Raw genomic sequence first — 24,985 nt, forward strand, 5'->3', positions numbered from 1 at the left:
GAGCCTTGCGAGGCTCCTTTTTTGTGGGCGTGATTATTAGGCTGTGCGCTCGGCATGTCCTTGGCTAAACTGCTGAATCACTCGCCAAATAGCAGCTCATCATGCTTCGTTTACTGTTCTGGATCGCCCTGATTGCCGCTGCGGTATGGTTCTGGCGCAAATTCAAGGGCTCGGCTTCCGCCCCCAAGTCCTCCCCTGAGCTGGAGGCCGCCCCCATGGTCCGCTGCGCCCATTGTGGCGTGCACCTGCCTCGCGACCGTGCGCTGAGTCTTCAACAGCAATGGTATTGCAGCCAGGCTCACCTTGAGCAAGGCCCGGGCCCGAGTGGTCGCTGAGACGTCCAGTCCCGGCGGCAAACAGGCTCAGCGGCTGCTGCGCCTTTATCACCTCTATCGCTTAAGCGTCGGCATCACCTTGGTGTTGCTGACTACCAGCAACCTGGACAACCAGTTACTGACGTTCGCCAGAGACGACCTGCTGCGCAATGGCAGCTGGTTGTACCTGGTGCTGAATATTCTGCTGGTGGTGTTTCTGGAAAACACCCAAAAACCAGCACAGCTCTTCAGTCTGGCACTGGTCGACGTCTTGCTGCTCTGTGGTTTGTTCTACGCCGCAGGCGGCGTGGCCAGCGCCATCGGCAATCTATTGATCGTGTCGGTGGCCATCAGCAATGCCCTGCTGCGTGGACGTACCGGCCTGTTGATAGCCGCTGTCGGCGCACTGGGGATCGTCGGCTTGAGTTTCCTCCTGAGCTTCAGCCACCCGACCAGCCCCAACGACTACCTGCAAGTCAGCACGCTCGGCGCGCTGTGCTTTGCCGCAGCATGGCTGGTACAAGGCTTGACCAGGCGACTGGAGGTCAGCGAACACCTCGCCGAACAGCGAGCCAGCGAAGTGGTAGGCCTCGAAGCACTCAATGCGCTGATCCTGCAACGCATGCGCACCGGCATTCTGGTGCTGGATGAACAACGACGTGTGCAACTGGCCAATCACAGCGCCTTGACCTTGCTGGGGCATAAAGCACTCGATGGACATCGGATCGACGACTTTTCACCCGCACTGGTCGAACGTCTTCAGCTCTGGCTCAACAATCCGACGTTGCGCCCGCAAAGCCTGAAAAACGCCAGCAGTGGCCTGGAACTGCAACCCAGTTTCATCGCTCTGGACCAGAGCCCAAACCATCAGACCCTGGTGTTTCTCGAGGACCTCGCTCAGGTCGCACAACAGGCACAGCAGTTGAAACTCGCCGCCCTCGGTCGACTGACGGCAGGTATTGCCCATGAAATCCGCAACCCACTGGGTGCCATCAGTCATGCCGCGCAATTGCTGCGCGAATCCGAGGAACTCAATGGCGTGGATCGGCGTCTGACCCAGATTATTCAAGATCACTCAGCGCGAATGAATCGGGTTATCGAAAACGTCCTGCAACTGTCCCGCCGCCAGCAAACCGTATCGCAACGGCTCGATCTGAAGCCGTGGCTGGAACGATTCGTCGCCGAAACCCGCGAGGGCGCCCCTCTGGGTCAGCACATTCACCTGCGTACCGGGCCAGGCGACTTCAACACCTTGATGGACCCGAACCAGCTCACCCAGATTCTGGACAATTTGTTGCGCAATGCCTGGCGCCATAGCGCCCTCAATCACGACGAAGCCCAGGTCTGGCTTGAGCTGTTTGTCGATGTCGACAGCCAGTTGCCCATACTGGAAGTGCTGGACGATGGGCCCGGCGTGGCTCCGGACCAGCAGGTGCATTTGTTCGAACCGTTCTTTACCACCAGTAGCCAAGGCACAGGCCTGGGGCTCTATCTGTCCCGTGAGCTGTGCGAAAGCAACCAGGCCCGCCTAGACTTCCAACCACGCCAAGGCGGCGGCTGCTTTCGCATCACTTTTGCTCACGGACGGAAACAAAGTTGAACATGAGCCCACGGCCAAAAGTCCTGATCGTCGACGACGAACCGGATATCCGCGAACTCCTCGAAATCACCCTCGGACGGATGAAACTCGATACCTTCAGTGCCCGTAACCTGGGCGATGCCCAAGCCTTGCTGGCCCGGGAAACATTCGACCTGTGCCTGACCGACATGCGCTTGCCTGACGGCACCGGCCTCGAACTGGTGCAGCATATCCAGCAGCGTTATCCGCAAGTGCCGGTGGCGATGATCACCGCCTACGGCAGTCTCGAAACTGCGATCAACGCGCTCAAGGCTGGCGCCTTCGACTTCCTGACGAAACCGGTCGACCTCACTCGCCTGCGGGAACTGGTCACCAGTGCCCTGCGCCTGCCTGCACCGGGCGGAGCCAGTACGGCCAGTGATCGTCGCCTGCTGGGTGACTCACTGCCTATGCGCAGTCTGCGCAAACACATCGACAAACTCGCCCGCAGCCAGGCACCGGTGTACATCAGCGGCGAATCCGGCAGTGGCAAGGAGTTGGTCGCACGGCTGATTCACGAGCAAGGACCGCGAGCCCATCATCCATTTGTCCCGGTCAACTGCGGGGCGATTCCGTCAGAGCTGATGGAGAGCGAGTTCTTCGGCCATCGCAAAGGCAGTTTCAGTGGCGCCATCGAAGACAAGCGAGGGTTGTTCCAGGCAGCCCATGGCGGAACGTTGTTTCTCGACGAAGTCGCGGATCTGCCTTTGGCGATGCAGGTCAAACTGCTGCGCGCGATTCAGGAGAAAGCGGTTCGCAGCATCGGCGAATCACAGGAAACGGTGGTCGATGTGCGCATCCTTTGCGCCACCCACAAAGACCTTGATGCCGAAGTCTTTGCAGAACGTTTTCGTCAGGATTTGTATTACCGGCTCAACGTGATCGAGCTGCCGGTTCCGCCCTTGCGCGAACGCCGTGACGACATCGAACCACTGGCCAGCCACGTGCTCAAGCGCTTGGCAGCCAGCAGCGGCCAACCTGCCGCAAAGCTCCACCCTCTGGCCCTGGAGGCACTGAAAAGCTACCGATTTCCGGGTAACGTGCGGGAACTGGAGAACGTGCTCGAACGGGCTTACACCCTGTGTGAAAACAAGCAGATCGAAGTCAGCGACCTGCGCCTGGCCGAAGGCAATTGCACGGCAGAGACCGGCGTGCCGGACCTGACGCAGATCGACAATCTTGAACACTATCTGGAAAACGTCGAACGCAAACTCATCCTCCAGGCGCTGGAGGAAACCCGCTGGAACCGCACGGCGGCGGCTCAACGGTTGAGCCTGTCATTTCGGTCGATGCGTTACCGACTGAAAAAATTCGGACTGGATTGAGGCCCTTTTCATCGGCCGCGATTAAATCCGCCCGATGGGAGCATAGGGCTCAGGATCAATGATCGGCTTGCGATCCAGCATCACATCGGCCAACAACTGACACGACGCCGGCGCCAGCACCAGGCCATTGCGGTAATGCCCGCAATTGAGCCAGAGCCCATCGAACCCTGGCACCCGCCCGATGTAGGGAATGCCTTCAGGCGAACCTGGCCGTAATCCGGCCCAATGCCCTACGATCTCGGCGTCCGCCAGCGCAGGAATCAACTCGACTGCTGACGCTTTCAAGCTTTCCAATGCTGCCTCTGTCGGTGTCTTGTCGTAGCCTTCATGCTCCAGCGTGCTGCCAATCAAGATATGACCGTCGCGCCGGGGAATGGCATAGCGCCCCTTGGCCAGCACCATGCTCGGCAGGAAATCCGCCGCGCACTTGTAGAGAATCATCTGCCCTTTCACCGGCTCGACCGGCAGCACCAGCCCAAGACTTTTCAGCAGATCACCACTCCAGGCACCCGCCGTCAGGACCACCTGATCACCGCGAATCGCGCCCGACGAACTCTGCACTCCGACGACTTTATCGCCGTCACGGATAAACCCGCTGACTTCGCACTGTTCATGGATCGTCACATTCGGCAGTGCCTGCAATGCAGCCTTCAACGACTTCACCAGCCTCGGATTGCGCACATTGGCCACATCGGCCATATGGATTGCCCGCGAAAAAACTGCCCCCATCACCGGCACCGCGTCGTGCACGGCCGAGATATCCACAGCACGCAGCGGACGATTCTCGCGCTTGGCCCACGCCAGCGCCTCGGCCTCGTCATCCAGATCGAGCCAGTACAGGCCGGTGGTATGAACTTCAGGATCAACACCCGTCGCGGCGAACAGTCTCTCACCAAGCTGTGGATAAAAATCCTGTGACCAATGCGCCAACGCCGTGACCGCCGGGCTGTAGCGCCACGGGTACAGTGGCGAAACAATCCCGCCCCCGCCCATGAAGACTCCTGCCCGACGTTCGAGCGATCCAGCAGCACGACACTGTGTACTTCGGACGCGAGATTGAACGCCGTCAGCAGCCCAATTACGCCGCCGCCGACAATCACCACTTGCTGTTGCCTGGTCATGTTCAGATCCAACCGTTAAATAGACAGAGGGCGCAAAAGGCACCCGAAAGAGGAATTCAACGACCCCAGCAATCCTTGGTGGTCAAGCCGGCCGTCGCATTGACCATGCTCCTGACACCGGTATTGGTGAGGGTGAAATCCCCGCACTTGTCGGTTGCCATGCTGGTACCGGCCTTGCGCACCGCTGTCAGCAGGAAAGTCTGATCGGCAAGGGTCGGGGTGATGGTGTAGTAGTCGTTTCCAGCGCTCAGGCCGGTCGCATTGGTGTAGACATTGTTCTTGGAGTAGAACCGTTCAAGGATCTGCGCCTGTTCGGATAGCAGCCCGGCGACTTCGCTGCGCCGGCCCTTCTTCAGGTACTCGGTAATGCTCGGGGCGGCGATGGTCATGACGATGCCGATGATCGCAATCACGATCATGATTTCGATCAGGGTGAAACCTCGGTTGGATCTACGCATGCCTCAATTCTCACTTACTGTATTTGGCGCCACATGATGCGACGGCTGCCGCCGCCGGATTTTTCCACCAGCGTGGTGATACCGCCACTGGAATCGTTCACGATTTTACGGGTTGCTCCGTTGACGATGGCGTTCAGGGTCGGAATGCCACCGGTAAAAATCACCCCGCTCGACACCGCATCGGTGCTGTCTACCACACCGTCGCCATTGGTATCGAGAACCGCATAGTTGAGCATCTTACCGCTGAATGCCTCCAGCTCGACCAGTTTGCCGGTACCGAAACTGGCGCACGGGTCCGTGGTATCGACACCTGCCGTGGTGAAAATGATTCGTCCCAGCACCAGGCTTGCCTGATTGAGCACCCGTTCGCCGAGCAGCGCGTTGTTGTACACCAATGGCAAATACCAGCCTTTCTCCGCCGGGTAAGTTACGTCGTTCTGAGTGGTGGTGATGAATTGACCGGTGCTGCCCGAGAACACCCCCGTCACCGCCTGGGCCTGCAAACTGGAGACAGTGATTTGACCCGATCCGCCGTCCGCATCCCACACCGCATAAAACGCCTGCAGATCCTTGTTGGTCTTGTCGGCGGTCTCGTTGAACTTTCCGGTACCAAAAAAAATCTCCTTGCCGCCCAGTGAATTGTCCGCCAGCAATGGCTGCGCCGTGATGGGCTGAGTGGCACCGCCGGCAGTGGTAAACAGCGGCTTACCTGAAAAGGCCACACCCCAGCTATCGGGCGCCGTGGCACTCAGATCGAATTTCCACAGCCGCCCTTTCAAGTCTCCGCCATAAGCGGCCTGTACCACGTTCTGCGAGTTGACCCGGAGATTCACCGAAGACAGGCCATTGTTAGTTTCGCTGCTGTCGACCACGACTTTCCTGATCAGCGAACCGTCACGAACATCCACCACGTACAGCGCCGCGACCCCGGAGTTGCTGCCGTAGCCGTTGGAAATAAACGCCGCCCATCGACCATCGGCCAAGCGTGCCACCTCCGGCCGCGCATAGGCATAACCCAGATCATTGAAAACGTTCGCGGTACTGGCTATGGCAGGCGCAGTGATTTCCCACAGCGCTTTAAAGACGTTCCCCGCCGCTGCATCGAACAATTGCAGGGCATAAAAGGTTTTGCCGCCCGCCCCGGTGCCGCCGATGGCCAGGGTTTTCCAGGCGCCGCCGAGCTGGGCGTCGAACACGCCGACCTGACCGTCGACCAGAAACTTGTGGCTCACGCCGTTGATATAAGTCGGATCGGCGATGTAACGCAGCGATGGCAAAACGCTGGAAGGCATGTAGGCATAACGCCGGGCACCGGTGGCCGAGTTGATGACATTCACAAAGCCGTCGTTGGCGTTCACCACCAAGCTGGAATTCATGGTGGCGGCCTTGGTGTTCAGGTAAGTGCTGTAAGTGGTGTCCCCGGCCAGATCGGAGGCGGTTTTTTCCGTCGGGGACGCCAGCACCAGAGGTGAGTTGATGATGTCTCCGAGCAATACGCTGCGTACCTTGAGCCCGGTTTTGTTGATGCCTTTGCTCCACTCGACCAGATCATTGCCGGTGATGCCGGTGGGCAAGCCTTGATTCAACGACGTCTGCTGCGCCGGGGAAAAGCTGCTGTAGGTCAGCGTGACGGCAGCGTTGTTCAGGGTGTTCCAGGATTGGTAGGTGGGAGCCGTGGCACCCGGGACGATGGTCGTGTCAGTTGTCCACAGCACGGCCGAAGTATTCACCGCGCCCGCCGAATTAAAACCGAAGGACTTGACGGTGCCGCGCCAGTCTTTCGGGTCATAACTGGTCTGGAAGTAGCTCGAACCACTGGCCAGGGTCGTGCCACTGGAGACGCCGCTGCCACCGGAACCGGCCTTGGAGGTGATGTCGCTCAATGCCGACGACAAGGCGCTGTTGAGCCCTGCGCTATCGGTCGCCTGATAGTACTTGCCCTGCCCATAACCGGCCGCGTCCGACAACATCTGATTCGCGGCGGTAAAACCTACGGTGTAGGTATTCATGTTCTGCTTCGGGAAATCCACTGCGTTCCAGCTCTTGCCCGCCGCGTCGGTGCCGGTGGAGCGCATGTCGATGTCAAAAGCGAACTTGGCGATGTCGTCGAGGTAAAGGGTGTCCCCTTCGCGATCACCTTCGGGGTTGTTGCCATCGTTGTTCACGCCATCCCAGTTCGGCAGTGAAGTTTTTGCCAAGGGGTCATTGGCCGGAAAGGTCCGATCAAATGTCGGCAGGCCATCGGTGATGACTACCCCGTAGTTTTTCTGGCAGCGGTACTGGATCGGGCTGGTGTAAGTGGTGGGCGTCGAGTTGTAGTAAGGCGCCAGCCCCCGGAAATACCGGGTGACTTCGTAATAGGTTTCCGCCAATGGCGTGTTGGCCACGGCACTCAAACCATTGATGGAGGCGATCAGGTTGTTGTAATTGGTATCGGCCTGAGACTGCGTGACGCTGCCGCTCACTACCGACAGGTCGCTGACCGACCGGGCGATGAAACCGCCATTGCCAGAGTTGTTGTTATTGGCCGGATTGAAGGTCGCCAGGCCCATGCGCAGTCCGCGGTTACTGCTCACCAGGGCTGTGGACACATTTCGCGCCACGTTCATGCGGTAATCGTTGGGAATCGAGCCTGTGGTGAAGTCGCGGTTGCTGCCGTTGGCCAGCCCCACCAGATAAGACAGGTAATCGTCGGAGTACCGAGTATTTTCATTACCGACCGGGTCAGGCAACTTCAGGCACAGCGGCGCCACGCTGTTGTTGTAAAACGCGTAGCCGCCACCGGAACAACCGGACTGCGGCAGGCTGGAAAGGAAGATTGAATCACCGACGATATCGCTCCCGTTCGAACACAGCCCGGCGAAATAATTGCACTGCCTGGCGGGGGTCCGCCCAGTGACCGTGGGATCGAACCCGGCGGCATAAATGATGCTGTTCATGCTGCCCGAATCGTCGATCAACAACATCACGTTCGGCGCGACTGCCGCTGCGCTTAACAGCGGTGAATCCGAAGGCGTGAAGGCGTAGACCGGGGCTGATAGATACAACCCGAACACCGCGCCACACAGCAGCCGCCAAACCCTGGCAAGCCTTTCAGTACTTCGCATAAATACTCTCCACGACGCTGCGCGAGTTGCCCGCGATGCCGACGGCGGTCACCCGGTAAAGCGTCGCGGAGGTATTGCTCGGCACATTGACGGCGGTGAGCGTGGTGCCGATGTTTTGCACCCCGTAAAAACCACTGCCGGAAGCGACCCACGTCACCCCGGAGCTGGAGTTGAGACCGGCGGCAGTGATGACCGTGGCCTCGGGCGGCGGTGCGCACTGACTGCAAACCGGCAGAGAATAGGTGTCGAGTTGCACTGCACTTTCACCCACGCGCAACGCCGCTTCGGCGCCCTGGAACGACTGGTTGCGCAAACTCACGCTGCCGGCCATTTTCTCCTGCAGGGTGGCGTTCTGCATCGAAGAAAGGCCGATCAGCGTCAGCAATAGCAGAAACACCAGGCTGACCAGCAATGCCATGCCACGCTGAGCGTCAGGCGTCATGGTGGCGACCCTCATGGCAAGCGGTTGCGCAAGGCGGCAACCACGCTGAAGGTTTGATTGCGCACCCGGTTGTTCGGGTCAGTGAGGGTCAGGCTCAGCCGTACGCTGCGAATGCGTGCCGGATCCGACGGATTACTGCTGTAGCTGGAGGCCGCGACATCGGCGGCCGAACTGGCGAGGCCAAAGCTCACGTTAAAAGCACTCACGTTGTTCACCAGCACGAACTGGGTTGGCGTGCCGGCTCCGGTTCCCATCAGGATCTGGTTATTGCTGAAGCTGTAGACCCATCGCCGTATCGGAAACGCCAGAAATCCCGTCGCTGGTGTCCGCACGCCTGTGTACGCGGTCGCCGAGTTTCGGCAGTCAGACACCACTGTCCAGGTCGGCACTGCGCCCGTGCCGCCGACATCCGCCGTCACCAGGGTCAGCTTGAGGCTCGCGTTATCCCAACTGATGGGGGTTATTTGACTGGCGTTGAAATCACCTGCCGAACTGGCGTCAGTGATGGCGCCCAGGCAACCGAACATACCGACCATACGGATTTCCTGAATCATTTTGCTCAACACAAAACGCGCGTCCTCCTGCATGCCGGCGGAGACGTTCTGGCTGACGTAAGTATTTTTCGCTGCGATGAAAATCTGCGCCCCACCCAGTACCACGATCAGGCTCAACGCCAGCGCGATCAGCAACTCGATCAGGCCGAACCCTCGGTTGCTGCGGCTCATGGCGTGGAAACCGGGTCGACGGTGGCGCGACTGGTCAGCACGAAACTGCGGCGCGAGTTGGCGGAATTGGCGGCGCGTGAGTCATCCCAATTGATGGTGATGGTGTAGACCCGCTGGTTCAGTGCCACGCTGCCGGTGGCCGTCGGGCCGCCGAAATTGATGATGTTGGTGGTGAAATCGTAGAGGTCCTGGTCCCGCGCGACACTCAGGTTGCCCGAGGTCGGTGGCGCGACCGTGTAATCGGCAGCGGCGTTGGCGCGGATGCGATCCATCATGTCGTAGGCGATAAAACTGGCCTGACTCGTCATCCGTGAACTGTCGGTGTACTTCAGCGCATTGAGCTGAATCGCCGCAGCCCCCAGTAGCCCCACTGTCAGTATCAACAACGCAACCAAGACTTCGATCAGCGTCATGCCCTCCTGTGCACGCTTGCTCCATACCCTCATCCGCAACTTCCACCCAATAGAATTCGTCCGTTCAAACACACGTTCAGCGTCCTGCTTTGCGTCCCCAGTACATAGTTGATGACCACGGCGGTGGACGGCGTCGACAAACCGCCCAGATTGTTGAAGTCCAGAGCGGTCACACCTGAGGTTAGCGTCAGAGTGGCGCCACTGCTCATCGCTGGAACAACCCGTAATACATTGGCCGGCGTGCCGGTACCGTCATAAACCGTCAACTCACCGGTCCATACGCTACCGCCGGCCGTTGGACGAACCCGGGTGGTGATGCCTCGGTCGATTGCCTCCAGTCTTGCGAAATTGAGTCCCCGTTGCAGGTCGCCGACCTCAGTGTCGGTCCTCGTGGTTTGTACCGAACGGGTAAACGCGGGCACGGCCAGGGTCACCAGGATCAGAAACACCGCGAGCGTGACCAACAACTCGATCAGCGTGAAACCTTTTGTACGATGATCCATCGATGCCCTCCGTTGCCGTCGGCTATACCTGCCTCTACACGCTAGAACATTCGACCGGCGCAGGCAGGTTGTTTGGCTATGACTCGCGCAAGGAATGCGCGGTACACAACGCTCCAGGGAGGGAAATGCCATGCATCAACAGGGCTTCAGCCTGATCGAACTGTTTATGGGACTGGCAATTGCCGCAATTGTTCTGCTGTTGGTCAGTCCGGCGTTCGCATCACTCACTGAATCGAACCACCGGGAGCAGGCAGCACAGGCGCTGGCCAGCGGTCTACGCAACGCAAGGACAATCGCCATCACACGCCACCAGACCGTTGTCGTTCATGGGATCAACGGGGACTGGGGTCAAGGCTGGCGGATCATTCTGGACATCAGTGGCAAAGGGCCGGAGGACAGCAGCAATCCGCTGCTGGTTGAGCGCGAGAGTGGCGCTCGGGTGCCGATTGTCGGCAATTGGCCGGTCCGGCAATACGTTCGATTCAATGGGGCAGGCGAACCACAGATGCCCGGGCGGGCCTTTCAAGCGGGGACATTGCACGTTTGTGCAGCCCGCGAACCGGTCAGCCAGCTCCAGGTGGTGCTGGCGGCTACAGGTCGCATCAGCCTGCGCAGCGATAAGGCTGAGCAGGCGCTATGTCCGGGAGGGAAGCGTTTTAAAGCACCGAACGCACGCGCAGCTCTTTAGGCATGGAGAACGTGATGTTCTCTTCACGACCTGCCAGCTCATCGGCACCAGTCGCACCCCAGGCCTGCAATTGCTGGATCACACCACGCACCAATACTTCAGGAGCAGAGGCACCAGCGGTAATGCCGATACGCTCGACACCGTCAAACCAGCTCTTTTGCAGGTCTTCAGCACCGTCGATCAGGTAAGCCGGAGTGGCCATGCGCTCGGCCAGTTCACGCAAGCGATTGGAGTTGGAACTGTTCGGGCTGCCGACCACCAGCACCACGTCGCACTCGTCAGCCAGTTGCTTCACGGCGTCCTGACGGTTTTGCGTGGCGTAGCAGATGTCATCCTTGCGCGGACCACCGATCGCCGGGAAGCGCGCACGCAACGCGTCGATCACGCGGCTGGTGTCGTCCATGGACAGGGTGGTCTGGGTCACGAAGGCGAGTTTTTCAGGGTTGTGCACTTGCAACGCGGCGACGTCTTTCTCGTCTTCGACCAGGTAAATCGCGCCGCCATTGCTGCCATCGTACTGGCCCATGGTCCCTTCGACTTCCGGATGACCGGCGTGGCCGATGAGGATGCATTCACGGCCATCACGGCTGTATCGCGCAACTTCGATGTGCACTTTGGTCACCAGCGGACAGGTCGCATCGAATACTTTCAATCCACGGCCCGAAGCCTCGGTACGCACGGCCTGGGAAACGCCGTGGGCACTGAAGATCACAATGACGTCGTCCGGCACCTGATCCAACTCTTCGACAAAGATCGCCCCACGAGCACGCAGGTCTTCGACGACAAATTTGTTGTGAACCACTTCGTGGCGCACATAGATCGGCGGCCCGAACACTTCCAGGGCGCGGTTGACGATTTCGATTGCGCGGTCCACACCGGCGCAGAAGCCACGGGGGTTGGCGAGTTTGATTTGCATGCTGTGCCTCGTGTCTTGCGCGCAAGAAATTAAAACATTGTAGGAGCTGAGCTTGCTCGCGAAAGCGGTGTGTCAGTCAACATTGATGCTGAATGTGGTGACGCCTTCGCGAGCAAGCTCTGCTCCTACAGGTGACCGTGTTCGGTCAGTTACAACGATCTGACGCTGATGATTTCTACGTCAAACGTCAATGTCTTACCGGCCAGCGGGTGGTTGAAGTCGATGGTCACTTGCTCGTCATCGAATTCCTGCACCACGCCGGGTAACTCAGTATTCGCCGCATCGTTGAAGATCACCAGCAAACCCGGCGACAGGTCCATGTCCTTGAACTGCGAACGCGGAATGATCTGTACGTTCTGCGGGTTTGGCTGGCCGAAAGCGTTTTCCGGCGCAATCGTCAGCGTGCGCTTGTCGCCAGCCTTGAAGCCGAACAGTGCCGCTTCGAAACCTGGTAACAGGTTGCCGTCGCCGACCTTGAAGGTCGCCGGGGCTTTGTCGAAGGTGCTGTCGACGGTGTCGCCATTCTCCAGGCGCAGTGCAAAGTGCAAGGTGACTTCCGTGTTCTGGCGGATGCGTTGCTCAGCCAATACCTGTTCAGTCATGAACGGCTTCTCCGGTCTTTTTACTTTTGAACATATCCAGTGCCAGCATCACGGCACCGACAGTAATAGCGCTGTCGGCAAAGTTGAACGCCGGGAAATACCAGCGGTTCTGCCAGTGCACCAGGATGAAATCGATCACATGACCCAAGGCAATGCGGTCGTACAGGTTGCCCAGCGCACCACCCAAAACCAGGGCCAGCGCAATCGCCAGCCAGGTTTCATTGCGCCCCAGACGCTTGAGCCACACCACCAACACCGCACTGACCACCACTGCGATCAGGGCAAACAACCAGCGCTGCCAACCCGAGCTGTCGGCCAGAAAGCTGAACGCGGCACCGGTGTTGTAGGCCAGGGTCCAGCTGAAATAATCGGGGATCACCACAATTTGCTGGTACATGGTGAGCGAGCTTTCGAAGTGGAACTTGCTGGCCTGGTCGATGACCAGGACCAGCAAACTCAACCAGAGCCAGCCCAGCCGCCCAAAGCGGCCAACGGCATTAGGCATAGTGACGGACCTCGCCATCGCCGCTGATGTTGTCGACACAACGACCGCAGATTTCCGGATGCTCCGGGTTCACGCCGACGTCTTCACGGCAGTGCCAGCAACGGGCGCACTTGGCGTGGCTCGACTTGACCACTTGCAGCTTCAAGCCGCTGACTTCGGTGACTACCGCGTCCCCTGGTGCCTTGATAAACGGCGCAACGGTGGCGGTCGAAGTAATCAATACGAAGCGCAATTCGTTGCTCAACTTGGCCAGGTCGGCGCTCAGCGCTTCTTCGGCGAACAGCGTCACTTCGGCTTGCAGGTTGCCACCGACGGCCTTGGCCGCGCGCTGGATTTCCATTTCCTTGTTGACTGCAACCTTCACTTCCATGATGCGATCCCAGTAGGCGCGACCCAGCTCGAAGCCTTCCGGCAACTCGGTCAAACCTTCGTACCAGGTGTTGAGCATCACCGATTCGTTACGCTCGCCCGGCAGGTATTCCCACAGTTCGTCAGCGGTAAAGGCGAGGATCGGTGCGATCCAGCGCACCAGCGCTTCGGAGATGTGATACAGCGCGGTTTGCGCCGAACGGCGGGCCTTACTGTTGGCGCCAGTGGTGTACTGACGGTCCTTGATGATGTCGAGGTAGAAACCGCCCAGCTCCTGCACGCAGAAGTTGTGGATCTTGGAGTAGACGTTCCAGAAGCGATATTCGCCATAGTGCTCTTGCAACTCGCGTTGCAGCAGCAAGGTGCGGTCCACGGCCCAACGGTCCAGCGCGAGCATTTCTTCAGCGGGCAGGATGTCGGTGGCCGGGTTGAAACCGGTCAGGTTGGAGAGCAGGAAGCGCGCGGTGTTACGGATACGCCGGTAGGCGTCCGCGCTGCGTTGCAGGATCTGCTCGGAAACCGCCATTTCACCGGAGTAGTCGGTGGAAGCCACCCACAGACGCATGATGTCGGCGCCCAGGGTGTCGTTGACCTTTTGCGGCGCGATCACGTTGCCCAGCGATTTGGACATCTTGCGGCCGGACTCATCGACGGTGAAGCCGTGGGTCAACAGCTCGCGGTACGGCGCGTGGTTGTCGATGGCGCAACCGGTCAGCAGGGACGAGTGGAACCAGCCACGGTGTTGGTCCGAGCCTTCCAGGTACAGGTCGGCGCGTGGGCCGCTCTCGTGGCCCATCGGGTGCGAACCGCGCAGAACGTGCCAATGCGTGGTGCCCGAATCGAACCAGACGTCCAGGGTGTCGCTGATCTTGTCGTACTGCGGCGCTTCGTCACCGAGCAACTCGGCGGCGTCCATCTTGAACCAGGCTTCGATGCCTTCGACTTCGACGCGCTTGGCGACTTCTTCCATCAGCTCGGCGGTACGTGGGTGCAGCTCGCCGCTTTCCTTGTTCAGGAAGAACGGGATCGGCACGCCCCAGTTGCGCTGACGGGAAATGCACCAGTCCGGACGATTGGCGATCATCGAGTGCAGACGCGCCTGGCCCCAGGCCGGAACAAACTTGGTGTCTTCGATGGCTTTGATCGCCCGCTTGCGCAGGGTCTCGCCGGTCGCAGGCTCTTTGTCCATGCCGATGAACCACTGCGCGGTGGCGCGGTAGATCAACGGGGTCTTATGACGCCAGCAGTGCATGTAGCTGTGTTCGATGATGGTGGTGTGCAGCAGCGCACCGACTTCAGTCAGTTTGTCGACGATGGCCGGGTTGGCTTTCCAGATGAACTGGCCGCCGAAAAACTCCAGCGAGGTCGCGTAAACACCGTTGCTTTGCACCGGATTGAGGATGTCGTCGTTGACCATGCCGTACTTCTTGCAGGTCACGAAGTCGTCCACGCCGTAGGCCGGCGCGGAGTGAACCACACCGGTGCCGGCGCCCAGTTCAACGTATTCGGCCAGGTAAACTGGCGACAAACGGTCGTAGAACGGGTGACGGAAATTGATCAGTTCCAGCTCTTTACCGGTGGTGGTCGCGATGACCGAGCCTTGCAGGCTGTAACGGGCCAGGCACGACTCGACCAGTTCTTCAGCCAGCACCAGCAGCTTGTCGCCGACGTCGACCAGGGCGTAATTGAACTCTGGATGAACGTTCAGCGCCTGGTTGGCCGGGATGGTCCATGGGGTGGTGGTCCAGATCACGATCGAAGCCGGTTTGGCCAGCGACGGCAGGCCGAACGCGGCAGCCAGCTCGGCTTCGTCGGCAATCGGGAAGGCCACGTCGATGGTCGAGGATTTCTTGTTCTCGTACTCGACTTCCGCTTCGGCCAGGGCCGAACCGCAGTCAAAGCACCAGTTCACAGGCTTGAGGCCCTTGAACACGAAGCCGCCCTTGACGATTTCTGCCAGGGCACGGATTTCACCGGCTTCGTTCTTGAAGTCCATGGTCTTGTACGGGTTGGCGAAGTCGCCCAACACGCCCAGACGGATGAATTCGGATTTCTGGCCTTCGATCTGCTCGGTGGCGTAGGCACGGCACAGTTCGCGGGTTTTGTCCGCGCCCAGGTTCTTGCCGTGGGTCACTTCGACTTTATGCTCGATCGGCAGACCGTGGCAGTCCCAGCCCGGCACATAAGGTGCGTCGAAACCCGACAGGGTCTTCGAGCGAATGATCATGTCCTTGAGAATCTTGTTCAGCGCATGACCGATGTGAATCGTGCCGTTGGCGTACGGAGGACCGTCGTGCAGGACGAACTTCGGACGATCCTTGCCAATTTCGCGCAACTTACCGTACAGGCCAATACTGTCCCAGCGCTGCAGAATCTGCGGTTCGCGCTGTGGCAGGCCGGCCTTCATTGGGAAGGCGGTGTCCGGAAGGTTTAGCGTGGCTTTATAGTCGGTCATTTAAGGCTCTTCATTAGCGATTGGCGCTAGGTGCGACAGGGCACGGGCGGCGGCGACATCCGCATTGATCGCCGTCTTAAGCGCCTCCAGAGAGGCGAAACGCTGCTCTTCACGCAGCTTGTGGTGGAAGACCACCGTCAAACGCCGGTCATACAGATCGCCGGCAAAATCTAAAAGATGCACTTCGAGGTGGGCCTTGCCATCACCTTGAACCGTTGGCCGCACGCCGATATTGGCGACACCTGGCCAGGTCTTGCCGTCGATGTCGACGTTGACCAGGTAAACCCCGGAAAGCGGAACGCGACGGCGCTTGAGTTGTATGTTGGCCGTGGGCGTTCCCAACTGGCGCGCCAGCTTCTGGCCGTGCAGCACCCGCCCGGTAATCTGGAACGGCCGCCCGAGCAGTCGCTCGGCCAAGGCAAAATCAGCTGCGGCCAGGGCATTACGGACCTGGGTGCTGCTGACGCGAATGCCGTCCAGCTCGACGGTTTGCGCCGCTTCGACGGTAAAGCCCTGAACACTGCCGGCTTGTTGCAGGAAATCGAAGTCCCCTACCCGGTCACAGCCGAACCGGAAGTCGTCGCCGACTTCCAGGTGCTGGACGCCAAGGCCGTCCACCAGAATGGTATCAACGAATTCACTGGCGCTGAGCTTGCTCAGCCGCTGATTGAAGGCCAGGCACAGGACGCGGTCGACACCTTCGTCGGCCAGCAGCTGCAGTTTGTCCCGCAGCCGGGCCAGACGGGCCGGAGCCGTGTCCGGGGCGAAGAATTCTCGCGGCTGCGGCTCAAAAATCACCACGCAGCTGGGCACGCCCAACTCGAGCGCGCGCTCACGCAGCCTTGCCAGGATAGCCTGGTGACCACGGTGAACACCGTCAAAGTTGCCAATAGTGGCGACACAGCCCCGATGCTGGGGGCGCAGATTGTGGAGGCCTCGAACCAGCTGCATAACGCGCTTCTTGCTCATAAAGTGGTCGATTATAACCACACCCGGCGGCCGACGACAGGCAACACCGTAACCAAAGTGATCGAGCCGACAAAACTGCCGGCTCGCCCGTGTTTATCGAGGTCGCGACCTCAGCTCAGCGCCTTGCGATTGAAGTCGCGCAAACGGAAGCCCATCAGAAGCAACATCCCGAAATAGCTAACGATGCCGGCCGCGACCAAAGCGCCCAGGCGCAGGAACCGCTCAAGCATATGCCCTTGATCCCACGCTGGCATGAAATGCATGCCGAGCAACAACACGGCAGACATCACCAGCACGGCAATCACCAGCTTGAAGCCGAACTTCGCCCAGCCCGGCTGCGGTTGGTACATCTGCTGCTTGCGCAGTTGATAAAACAACAAACTCGCGTTGATACAAGCACCCGCGCTGATGGCGAGGGCCAAGCCGGCGTGGGCCAGAGGACCTATCAGCATCAGGTTGAACAGCTGTGTGACCACCAGGGTGAAAATTGCGATTTTTACCGGCGTGCGGATGTTTTGTTGCGCATAAAACCCCGGTGCCAGCACCTTAATCACGATAATTCCGAGCAATCCGACCGAGTAGGCGATCAGCGCCCGTTGCGTCATGGACGCATCGAAAGCGCTGAACTGCCCGTATTGGAACAGGGAAACGGTCAGCGGCTCGGCAAGAATTCCCAACGCCAGGGAACACGGCAACACCAGTACGAAGCACAGGCGCAGGCCCCAGTCGAGAATGCGCGAATACTCGTGACGGTCCTTGCTGGCGTAGGTTTTGGCCAGGGTCGGCAGCAAAATCGTGCCCAACGCCACACCCAAAACGCCGGACGGCAACTCCATCAAGCGGTCGGCGTAATACATCCAGGACACGGAACCGGCCACCAGGAACGACGCGAAAATAGTGTTGATGATCAGCGAAATCTGGCTGACCGATACGCCGAGAATCGCGGGCAGCATTTGTTTCATGACCCGCCAGACGCCACTGTCACGCAGGTTCAGGCGTGGCAATACCAGCAAACCGATTTTTTTCAGGTGCGGCAGTTGATAGAGCAATTGCGCCAGACCACCCACCAGAACTGCCCACCCCAGCGCCATGACCGGCGGATCGAAGTACGGGGTCAGGAACACTGAAAAGACGATCATGCTGACGTTGAGCAGCGTCGGCACGAAGGCCGGCACCGAAAAACGGTTGTAGGTATTGAGGATCGCCCCGGCCAGGGACGAAAGGGAAATCAACAGGATGTAGGGAAAAGTCACCCGCAACAGGCTGGTCGTCAGCTCGAATTTTTCCGGTGTATCGGTAAAACCCGGCGCGGTCGCCCAGATCACCCAGGGCGCAGCCAGCATGCCCAACGCCGTGACCAGCGCCAGCACCAGCGTCAGCAGGCCCGACACGTAGGCAATGAACGTTCGCGTCGCCTCCTCACCTTGCTGGCTTTTGTATTCGGCCAGAATCGGCACGAATGCTTGGGAAAAGCCCCCTCGGCGAAGATCCGCCGCAGCAGGTTGGGCAGTTTGAAGGCGATAAAGAAGGCGTCTGTCGCCATCCCGGCACCAAATATACGTGCGATGAGCGTGTCACGAACGAACCCCAAAACCCGGGAAATCATCGTGATAGAGCTGACGGCGGCCAACGATTTGAGCAGATTCATTGAAAGAGTTTGTGCCTGTCGATAAACAGCAGGCGAACAAAGCGCCTACTTATGCGATACTCCGCGCCGCAACAGCACAGAGCCAAAGCTCGCGAGTTTACAGGTCAAGCGCCGGAAATAAATATCCCGCCTCTTTACACCTACCACTTAGCGGAACGTCTCAACCGCCCTTGACAAGACATCAACTCATCGGCATGATTCGCGGCCTATTTTGTTTGCTATTTCCTAAAAAGTCTTTCGAGGAGCTCGACGGTGGCCAACACACCTTCCGCCAAAAAACGTGCAAAACAGGCTGAGAAGCGTCGCAGCCACAACGCCAGCCTGCGTTCCATGGTTCGTACCTACATCAAGAATGTAGTTAAGGCCATCGACGCAAAAGACGCTGCTAAAGCTCAAGCTGCTTACGTTCTGGCCGTGCCAGTTATCGACCGTATGGCCGATAAAGGCATCATCCACAAGAACAAGGCTGCTCGTCATAAGAGCCGCCTGAACGGTCACGTCAAGGCTCTGAACCTTGCTGTTGCCGCATAAGCGATAAGCTTGTTGAAAAACCGACCTCAGGGTCGGTTTTTTATTGCCTGCGATTTAACAAGACAACGCGCAAAAAAAATGTGGGAGCGAGCTTGCTCGCGATAGCGGACTTTCAGTCAACAGAGATATTGAATGTTAGTCAGTCATCGCGAGCAAGCTCGCATTGGTTTTGCGTAGGTTATTGAGCGTGCGCCCAGGGCAGAATTGGAATCGCCGTCACCGCGTTCTGGGGGCTACCCTCGATCAAACGATCGCTATAGACCAGATACACCAGCGTATTGCGCTTCTTGTCGAGGAAACGCACCACCTGCATGGTCTTGAACACCAGCGATGTGCGCTCCTTGAACACCTCATCACCATCTTTCAGCTCACCCTTGAAGCTGATGGGCCCGACCTGACGGCAAGCGATAGATGCCTCCGCACGGTCTTCAGCCAAACCCAGACCACCCTTCACGCCGCCGGTCTTGGCGCGCGAGAGGTAGCAGGTCACGCCTTCAACCTTGGGGTCATCAAACGCCTCGACGACGATGCGGTCGTTCGGGCCGACGAATTTGAACACCGTCGACACCTGGCCAATTTCCTCAGCCGAAGCCAGCAGCGGGATTGCCAGCAGCAGCCCCAATAATCCTTTTGCCACGCGCATTCAGATATTCCTTCAGACCAGAATCAGGTTATCGCGGTGAACCAGTTCCGGCTCAGCCATATAACCCAACAGACCGACAATCGCCTCAGACGACTGACCGATAATTTTTTGTGCCTCCAAGGCACTGTAATTGGCCAGGCCGCGAGCAATTTCACGACCGTCCGGCGACACGCACACCACCATTTCGCCACGGCGGAAGCTGCCTTGCACCAGCTTCACGCCCACCGGCAGCAAACTTTTATTGCCCTGGGACAGCGCCGTCACGGCCCCCGCATCCAGCACCAGCGTGCCGCGGGTCTGCAAATGTCCGGCCAGCCACTGCTTGCGCGCCGCCAGCATGCCGCGCTCAGGCGATAGCAAGGTGCCGATGCGCTCACCCGCCTTCAAGCGATCCAGCACGCGCTCAATGCGCCCGCCGACGATGATGGTATGCGCCCCGGAGCGAGCCGCCAGACGCGCAGCACGCAGCTTGGTTTGCATGCCGCCACGCCCCAACGCGCCGCCGGTACCGCCAGCCACCGCGTCCAGCGCCGGATCATCGGCGCGCGCCTCGTAAATCAGGTTGGCATCAGGGTTGTTGCGCGGGTCAGCATCGAACATGCCATCGCGATCCGTAAGGATCACCAGCAAGTCGGCCTCGACCAGGTTGGCAACCAGTGCAGCCAGTGTGTCGTTGTCGCCAAAACGGATTTCGTCCGTCACCACGGTGTCGTTTTCGTTGATCACCGGGATCACCTTCAACTCCACCAACGCACGCAAGGTGCTGCGGGCATTCAGGTAGCGCTTGCGATCAGACAAGTCATCGTGCGTCAGGAGAATCTGCGCGGTATGCCGGCCATGCTCGGCAAAGCTCGACTCCCAAGCCTGCACCAACCCCATCTGACCGATGGCAGCGGCAGCCTGCAATTCATGCATCGCACTGGGTCGTACGCTCCAGCCCAGGCGGCTCATGCCGGCAGCCACAGCCCCGGAAGACACCAACACCAGTTCGACGCCAGCCTCATGCAACGCCACCATCTGCTCGACCCAGACACCCATTGCCGCGCGATCCAGGCCTTTGCCGTCCGCCGTCAGCAAAGCGCTGCCGATCTTCACGACCCAACGCTGCGCACCTGTCACCTTGCTCCGCATCATCTTCAACCTTAGCTTGAGGACAGCGCGACCTGGCACTGCCCGTGACGTTATTCGTGGCTATTCGTGACCAACTACCGATTTCCAGATACTAAAACGCCGCTCAATTGAGCGGCGCTTAGAGAGCCGGTCTGCCAGCGATGATAACACCGCGATCAGACAGATAAACCGCCATCGCGGGCAAGCCCGGCTCCTACCGAATCAGTCACGCACGTAAATGATTTCCGGACCGTCTTCGTCATCCACATCTTCTTCATCCCAATCATCGTCGCCGATGTCATGGACCGACTTCACGCCGCTACGACGCAGGGCACGCTGGTCATCCAGGGCCTGCAGTTGAGCACGCGCTTCGTCTTCGATGCGCTGATCGAGCTCAGCCAACTCTTCCTTGTAGGCCGGGTCGGCAGCCAGGCGATCAGCACGGTCTTCCATATAACGCATGATGTCGTGACACAGACGCTCAGTGCCCAGCTTGGAGATGGCCGAGATCACGTAAACCGGGCCGGTCCACTCCAGGCGATCAACGATTTCCTTGACGCGAGCATCGTGCTCTTCTTCAAGGATCTGGTCGCACTTGTTCAGCACCAGCCAGCGATCACGCTCAGCCAGGGACGGACTGAACTTGGTCAACTCGCTGACGATTACTTCAGCAGCATCCGGCGCACTGGTGTCATCCAGTGGCGCCATGTCCACGAGGTGCAGCAGCAAACGGGTACGCGACAAGTGCTTGAGGAAACGAATCCCCAGGCCGGCGCCATCGGAAGCACCTTCGATCAGCCCCGGAATGTCCGCAACCACGAAGCTCTTCCAGCGATCGACGCTGACCACACCCAGGTTCGGCACCAAAGTGGTGAACGGGTAGTCGGCGACTTTCGGCTTGGCGGCCGATACCGAGCGGATAAAGGTACTTTTACCGGCATTCGGCAAGCCCAGCAGACCGACGTCAGCCAGTACTTTCATTTCCAGCTTGAGATCACGCGCCTCACCCGGCTTACCCGGAGTGGTCTGACGCGGAGCGCGGTTGGTACTGGATTTGAAACGGGTGTTACCCAGACCGTGCCAGCCACCGTGAGCCACCAGCAGCTTCTGACCAGCCTTGGTCAGGTCGCCGATCACTTCTTGAGTGGCCGCATCGATGACAGTGGTGCCAACCGGTACGCGCAGCACCAACTCTTCACCTTTTTTGCCAGTGCAGTCGGTGCTACCACCGTTGGAACCGCGCTCGGCATCGAAGTGACGGGTGTAACGGTAGTCGACCAGGGTGTTGAGGTTTTCGTCGGCGATCATGTAGACCGAGCCGCCATCACCACCATCACCGCCGTTCGGGCCGCCGTTTTCAATGAATTTTTCGCGACGGAAGCTCATGCAACCGTTACCGCCGTCACCGGCCTTTACTCGAATCGATACTTCATCAACAAACTTCATAACAAAACGCCTCTCGCCATACGGACGAGCCGAAAAAATCTAGACATAAGACTCTTGCAAAAATGAGCGCAGCGACCTCATTCAACGACCGCAAAACCTGCGCTGGAGCCCATCACAAACAGCTTTGCAAGAGACTCACCCCACAAACGAAAAAGCCCCGTCGCAAGACAGGGCTTTTCCAGCAACCACGTAATTATGCCGCGACGACGTCAGTCTTCGGGACAATGCTTACGTAACGGCGGTTGAAAGCGCCTTTTACTTCAAACTTGATCACGCCGTCGATTTTAGCGAACAGAGTGTGATCTTTACCCATGCCAACACCGTAACCGGCGTGGAATTGGGTGCCGCGCTGACGCACGATGATGTTGCCCGGAATGATAACCTGGCCGCCATACATCTTCACGCCAAGGCGTTTGGCTTCTGAGTCGCGACCGTTACGGGTACTACCACCAGCTTTTTTGTGTGCCATGAGTCAATTCTCCTAGTGAGGAATTAGGCTGAAATTAAGCCTGAATACCGGTGATTTTGATCTCGGTGTACCACTGGCGGTGGCCCATACGCTTCATGTGGTGCTTACGACGACGGAACTTGATGATGCGGACTTTATCGTGACGACCTTGGGAGATCACTTCAGCCACAACGGTAGCGCCAGCAACAACTGGAGCGCCGATGTTCACGTCATCGCCATTGGCGACCAACAGAACGCGATCAAAAGTAACGGATTCGCCGGTAGCGATTTCCAGTTTTTCGATCTTCAGGTATTCACCTGGGGCGACCTTGTATTGCTTGCCACCAGTAACAATTACTGCGTACGACATGGTATTTCTCCGATAATCCTGCTCACCCAGCTCTTTATAAGAAGAGGTATTGGCTGGCATGGCTGCATAGGGCTGGAAGGCCTGTTTGCAATTGCGTAAGGCAGGTGCTGCCCAGGAAGTTCAGGGTGCGCGATTGTACGCAAGCTGCCGGAGCGATGCAAGAGGCCGTCTATCGTGCCTTGACACCCGCCGACGTGGGTCCTAGCATGCCGCGCAACCCTTCTGGAGCAACTGTCGCTGATGCAACCCCAAGCTTTCTACCGCGCGGTGGCGGACGATTTTAGCGCCGTCGACGGCATCATCAAGAAGCAGCTGACTTCCCGAGTGCCGCTGGTATCGAAAATCGGCGATTACATTACCTCGGCTGGCGGTAAACGCCTTCGTCCTTTATTAGTGTTGCTGTGTGGCAAGGCGCTGGGCCGTGAAGGCGATGACCTGCGCCTGCTGGCGGCAACCATCGAATTCCTGCACACCGCGACCCTGCTGCACGACGACGTGGTCGACATGTCAGGCATGCGCCGTGGCCGCTCGACGGCAAACGCCATGTGGGGCAACGCACCGAGCGTGCTGGTTGGCGACTTCCTCTACTCGCGTTCCTTCGAAATGATGGTCGAACTGGGCTCCATGCCGGTCATGAAGATCCTTTCGCAAGCGACCCGCATCATCGCCGAAGGCGAAGTGTTGCAGCTGTCGAAGGTCCGTGACGCCAGCACCACTGAAGAAACCTACATGGAAGTCATCCGCGGCAAGACCGCGATGCTCTTCGAAGCGTCGACCCACAGCGCCGCCGCTCTTTGCGAAGCCACGTCGGAACAGGCTGAAGCACTGCGCACCTTTGGCGACCACCTGGGCGTGGCTTTCCAGCTGGTGGACGACCTGCTGGACTACAAGGGCGATGCCGAAACCCTGGGCAAGAACGTCGGTGACGATCTGGCCGAAGGCAAGCCAACCCTGCCGCTGATCTTCACCATGCGCGAAGGCACGCCAGAGCAAGCTGCGCTGGTGCGCAAGGCGATCCAGAAAGGCGGCATCGAAGACCTGGAAAGCATCCGCGAAGCGGTAGAAGCGTCTGGTTCGCTGGAATATACCGCGCAACTGGCTCGTGATTACGTGGCCCGGGCTATCAAGTGCCTCGACGCACTGCCTGCCAGCGAATACCGCGATGCACTGGTCGAATTGAGCGAATTTGCGGTCGCCCGCACGCACTGATCCCACCTGTTAGAACCCGGCTCCTGTAGGAGCCTGGCTTGCCAGCGATGGCATCAACCCGGTCTAACGATAAACCGTGGTGATGCCATCGCGGGCAAGCCCGGCTCCTACAAAGATCGCGCTGCCCCACCATCCGCCAAAAACCCTATATAATGTGCGCTTTTTAGCGATCCTGAATCCAAGGAGCTTTAGTGAGCACGTTGCCACCCTGCCCAAAATGCAATTCCGAATACACCTATGAAGACGGCGCACAGCTGATCTGCCCCGAGTGCGCGCACGAATGGTCTGCCAGCGGTGAAGCTGACGTGGCGTCCGATGACACGGTGAAAAAGGATTCGGTCGGCAACGTCCTGCAGGACGGCGACACCATCACCGTGATCAAGGACCTCAAGGTCAAAGGCACGTCGCTGGTGGTCAAGGTCGGCACCAAGGTCAAGAACATCCGCCTGTGTGATGGCGACCACGACATCGACTGCAAGATCGACGGCATCGGCCCGATGAAGCTCAAATCCGAGTTCGTCAGAAAAGTCTGAACCTGCTGTATTCCATCCCGCGCCCTGCGTGGGATGGTGCTTCGCCCTCCCCGTTTCAATCCGCAAACACGAGACATAGCCAAACGCCAGCCGCTTGACCTTGCGCAGTCTTTACCCAGAAAAAATCCCGATCCGCCAATAGGCCCTTGCTATTTGATGAATAAGAATTATTCTCATTGAAACCCATCAATGGAGATGAGATTCATGACTTACTTAATCGATGCCTGGCTCGACCGCCCACACCCTTACCTCAGGATCCTGCATCGGGAAACCGGGGAAGTCTGCGCGGTACTTGAAGAAGAAGCGCTGAATGAACTGCAGGATCAGGGTGACCTGGACGTCAATGGCCTGAGTTCCAGCGAGCCACTGGTGCTCAAGGAACTGGTGCGTAATCTGTTTCTGTTCTGCTATGCCCGGGCGTTGCGCCCCAGCAGTGAACTGCACCACAGGATCGAGATATGAAAAAGTCCGAAAATCCTTGTAGGAGCAAAGCTTGCTCGCGATACAGACGATTTGG

The 24,985-nt window shown here is 58.8% G+C and carries 24 protein-coding genes and 2 pseudogenes; 8 read left to right on the top strand and 18 right to left on the bottom strand.

What is annotated here, in order from left to right:
* Positions 1-101: 101 nt before the first annotated feature.
* From AB4N76_RS09675 to AB4N76_RS09685, 3 genes are read left to right on the top strand one after another with little or no spacing between them, the layout of a single operon-like run.
* Positions 102-335 carry a PP0621 family protein gene (locus AB4N76_RS09675; RefSeq protein WP_046028530.1) on the top strand — a complete coding sequence of 78 codons (234 nt, stop codon included), beginning with the start codon at positions 102-104 and terminating at the stop codon, positions 333-335.
* Positions 325-1,914, top strand: coding sequence for a sensor histidine kinase (locus AB4N76_RS09680; protein ID WP_046028531.1), 1,590 nt, complete (start codon positions 325-327; stop codon positions 1,912-1,914). Before AB4N76_RS09675 ends, AB4N76_RS09680 begins: the two co-directional genes overlap by 11 nt.
* Before the next feature lie 2 nt (positions 1,915-1,916).
* Complete coding sequence (locus tag AB4N76_RS09685; protein ID WP_460164414.1) at positions 1,917-3,257, top strand: sigma-54-dependent transcriptional regulator; 1,341 nt, start codon at positions 1,917-1,919, stop codon at positions 3,255-3,257.
* 21 nt (positions 3,258-3,278) lie between these two features.
* Here the strand turns inward: AB4N76_RS09685 and thiO are convergent.
* From thiO to AB4N76_RS09720, 7 genes and pseudogenes are all read right to left on the bottom strand, one after another.
* Positions 3,279-4,378 (bottom strand): annotated as a pseudogene (thiO, locus tag AB4N76_RS09690) (glycine oxidase ThiO).
* A gap of 56 nt (positions 4,379-4,434) precedes the next feature.
* A complete protein-coding gene (locus AB4N76_RS09695; RefSeq protein ID WP_046028535.1) occupies positions 4,435-4,836 on the bottom strand; it encodes a type IV pilin protein in 402 nt (133 codons plus the stop codon).
* A gap of 14 nt (positions 4,837-4,850) precedes the next feature.
* Positions 4,851-7,943 (bottom strand): pilus assembly protein, encoded by a 3,093-nt coding sequence (locus AB4N76_RS09700; RefSeq protein ID WP_460164415.1) that lies wholly within the window; start codon positions 7,941-7,943, stop codon positions 4,851-4,853.
* Positions 7,930-8,400 (bottom strand): pilus assembly PilX family protein, encoded by a 471-nt coding sequence (locus AB4N76_RS09705; RefSeq protein WP_460164416.1) that lies wholly within the window; start codon positions 8,398-8,400, stop codon positions 7,930-7,932. The genes AB4N76_RS09700 and AB4N76_RS09705 overlap by 14 nt, the downstream gene beginning before the upstream one ends.
* A complete protein-coding gene (locus AB4N76_RS09710; RefSeq protein ID WP_460164417.1) occupies positions 8,397-9,110 on the bottom strand; it encodes a prepilin-type N-terminal cleavage/methylation domain-containing protein in 714 nt (237 codons plus the stop codon). Before AB4N76_RS09710 ends, AB4N76_RS09705 begins: the two co-directional genes overlap by 4 nt.
* A complete protein-coding gene (pilV, locus tag AB4N76_RS09715) occupies positions 9,107-9,556 on the bottom strand; it encodes a type IV pilus modification protein PilV (RefSeq protein ID WP_046028543.1) in 450 nt (149 codons plus the stop codon). Before pilV ends, AB4N76_RS09710 begins: the two co-directional genes overlap by 4 nt.
* Positions 9,553-10,026, bottom strand: coding sequence for a GspH/FimT family pseudopilin (locus tag AB4N76_RS09720; protein WP_046028544.1), 474 nt, complete (start codon positions 10,024-10,026; stop codon positions 9,553-9,555). The genes pilV and AB4N76_RS09720 overlap by 4 nt, the downstream gene beginning before the upstream one ends.
* A gap of 130 nt (positions 10,027-10,156) precedes the next feature.
* Here AB4N76_RS09720 and AB4N76_RS09725 point away from each other — a divergent pair, with 130 nt between their 5' ends.
* On the top strand, positions 10,157-10,714 hold the full coding sequence (locus AB4N76_RS09725; RefSeq protein WP_077431238.1) for a GspH/FimT family pseudopilin: 558 nt from the start codon (positions 10,157-10,159) through the stop codon (positions 10,712-10,714).
* On the opposite strand, the gene ispH is transcribed toward AB4N76_RS09725, so the two are convergent.
* The 6 genes and pseudogenes from ispH to murJ all read right to left on the bottom strand — a co-directional run bounded on the left by ispH (position 10,683) and on the right by murJ (position 18,178).
* Complete coding sequence (gene ispH, locus AB4N76_RS09730; RefSeq protein WP_046028548.1) at positions 10,683-11,630, bottom strand: 4-hydroxy-3-methylbut-2-enyl diphosphate reductase; 948 nt, start codon at positions 11,628-11,630, stop codon at positions 10,683-10,685. The two genes, AB4N76_RS09725 and ispH, sit on opposite strands and share 32 nt — an antisense overlap.
* 149 nt (positions 11,631-11,779) lie before the next feature.
* On the bottom strand, positions 11,780-12,217 hold the full coding sequence (gene fkpB / locus AB4N76_RS09735; RefSeq protein ID WP_175649033.1) for an FKBP-type peptidyl-prolyl cis-trans isomerase: 438 nt from the start codon (positions 12,215-12,217) through the stop codon (positions 11,780-11,782).
* Between the two features lie 7 nt (positions 12,218-12,224).
* Positions 12,225-12,737, bottom strand: a complete 513-nt coding sequence (gene lspA / locus AB4N76_RS09740; protein WP_046028552.1) for a signal peptidase II — start codon at positions 12,735-12,737, stop codon at positions 12,225-12,227.
* Positions 12,730-15,561 carry an isoleucine--tRNA ligase gene (gene ileS / locus AB4N76_RS09745; protein WP_460164418.1) on the bottom strand — a complete coding sequence of 944 codons (2,832 nt, stop codon included), beginning with the start codon at positions 15,559-15,561 and terminating at the stop codon, positions 12,730-12,732. Before ileS ends, lspA begins: the two co-directional genes overlap by 8 nt.
* A complete protein-coding gene (gene ribF / locus AB4N76_RS09750) occupies positions 15,562-16,512 on the bottom strand; it encodes a bifunctional riboflavin kinase/FAD synthetase (RefSeq protein WP_046028554.1) in 951 nt (316 codons plus the stop codon). It abuts the gene before it with no gap.
* A gap of 128 nt (positions 16,513-16,640) precedes the next feature.
* A pseudogene (gene murJ, locus AB4N76_RS09755) lies at positions 16,641-18,178 on the bottom strand (murein biosynthesis integral membrane protein MurJ).
* Between the two features lie 252 nt (positions 18,179-18,430).
* Between murJ and rpsT the strand changes: the two are divergent.
* The gene (gene rpsT, locus AB4N76_RS09760) at positions 18,431-18,709 is read left to right on the top strand and encodes a 30S ribosomal protein S20 (protein ID WP_007942340.1); all 279 of its coding nucleotides are present in this window, start codon (positions 18,431-18,433) and stop codon (positions 18,707-18,709) included.
* 178 nt (positions 18,710-18,887) lie between these two features.
* Here rpsT and AB4N76_RS09765 read toward each other — a convergent pair whose 3' ends face one another.
* The 5 genes from AB4N76_RS09765 to rplU form a co-directional block, all read right to left on the bottom strand.
* Complete coding sequence (locus AB4N76_RS09765) at positions 18,888-19,352, bottom strand: CreA family protein (protein WP_046028557.1); 465 nt, start codon at positions 19,350-19,352, stop codon at positions 18,888-18,890.
* 12 nt (positions 19,353-19,364) lie between these two features.
* The gene (proB, locus tag AB4N76_RS09770; RefSeq protein WP_046028559.1) at positions 19,365-20,483 is read right to left on the bottom strand and encodes a glutamate 5-kinase; all 1,119 of its coding nucleotides are present in this window, start codon (positions 20,481-20,483) and stop codon (positions 19,365-19,367) included.
* 201 nt (positions 20,484-20,684) lie between these two features.
* Positions 20,685-21,908 (bottom strand): Obg family GTPase CgtA, encoded by a 1,224-nt coding sequence (gene cgtA / locus AB4N76_RS09775; RefSeq protein WP_027924200.1) that lies wholly within the window; start codon positions 21,906-21,908, stop codon positions 20,685-20,687.
* A 193-nt stretch (positions 21,909-22,101) separates the two neighbouring features.
* Positions 22,102-22,377 carry a 50S ribosomal protein L27 gene (gene rpmA, locus AB4N76_RS09780; protein ID WP_007943982.1) on the bottom strand — a complete coding sequence of 92 codons (276 nt, stop codon included), beginning with the start codon at positions 22,375-22,377 and terminating at the stop codon, positions 22,102-22,104.
* A gap of 34 nt (positions 22,378-22,411) precedes the next feature.
* Positions 22,412-22,726 (bottom strand): 50S ribosomal protein L21, encoded by a 315-nt coding sequence (rplU, locus tag AB4N76_RS09785; protein ID WP_003176051.1) that lies wholly within the window; start codon positions 22,724-22,726, stop codon positions 22,412-22,414.
* 240 nt (positions 22,727-22,966) lie between these two features.
* Between rplU and AB4N76_RS09790 the strand changes: the two genes are divergently transcribed.
* From AB4N76_RS09790 to AB4N76_RS09800, 3 genes are all read left to right on the top strand, one after another.
* The gene (locus AB4N76_RS09790) at positions 22,967-23,935 is read left to right on the top strand and encodes a polyprenyl synthetase family protein (protein ID WP_046028560.1); all 969 of its coding nucleotides are present in this window, start codon (positions 22,967-22,969) and stop codon (positions 23,933-23,935) included.
* 191 nt (positions 23,936-24,126) lie between these two features.
* Complete coding sequence (locus tag AB4N76_RS09795; RefSeq protein WP_046028563.1) at positions 24,127-24,468, top strand: zinc ribbon domain-containing protein YjdM; 342 nt, start codon at positions 24,127-24,129, stop codon at positions 24,466-24,468.
* A 204-nt stretch (positions 24,469-24,672) separates the two neighbouring features.
* The gene (locus AB4N76_RS09800) at positions 24,673-24,930 is read left to right on the top strand and encodes a PA4570 family protein (RefSeq protein WP_046028565.1); all 258 of its coding nucleotides are present in this window, start codon (positions 24,673-24,675) and stop codon (positions 24,928-24,930) included.
* Positions 24,931-24,985 lie beyond the last annotated feature (55 nt).

The organism is Pseudomonas sp. S2_F03, assembly GCF_054668335.1.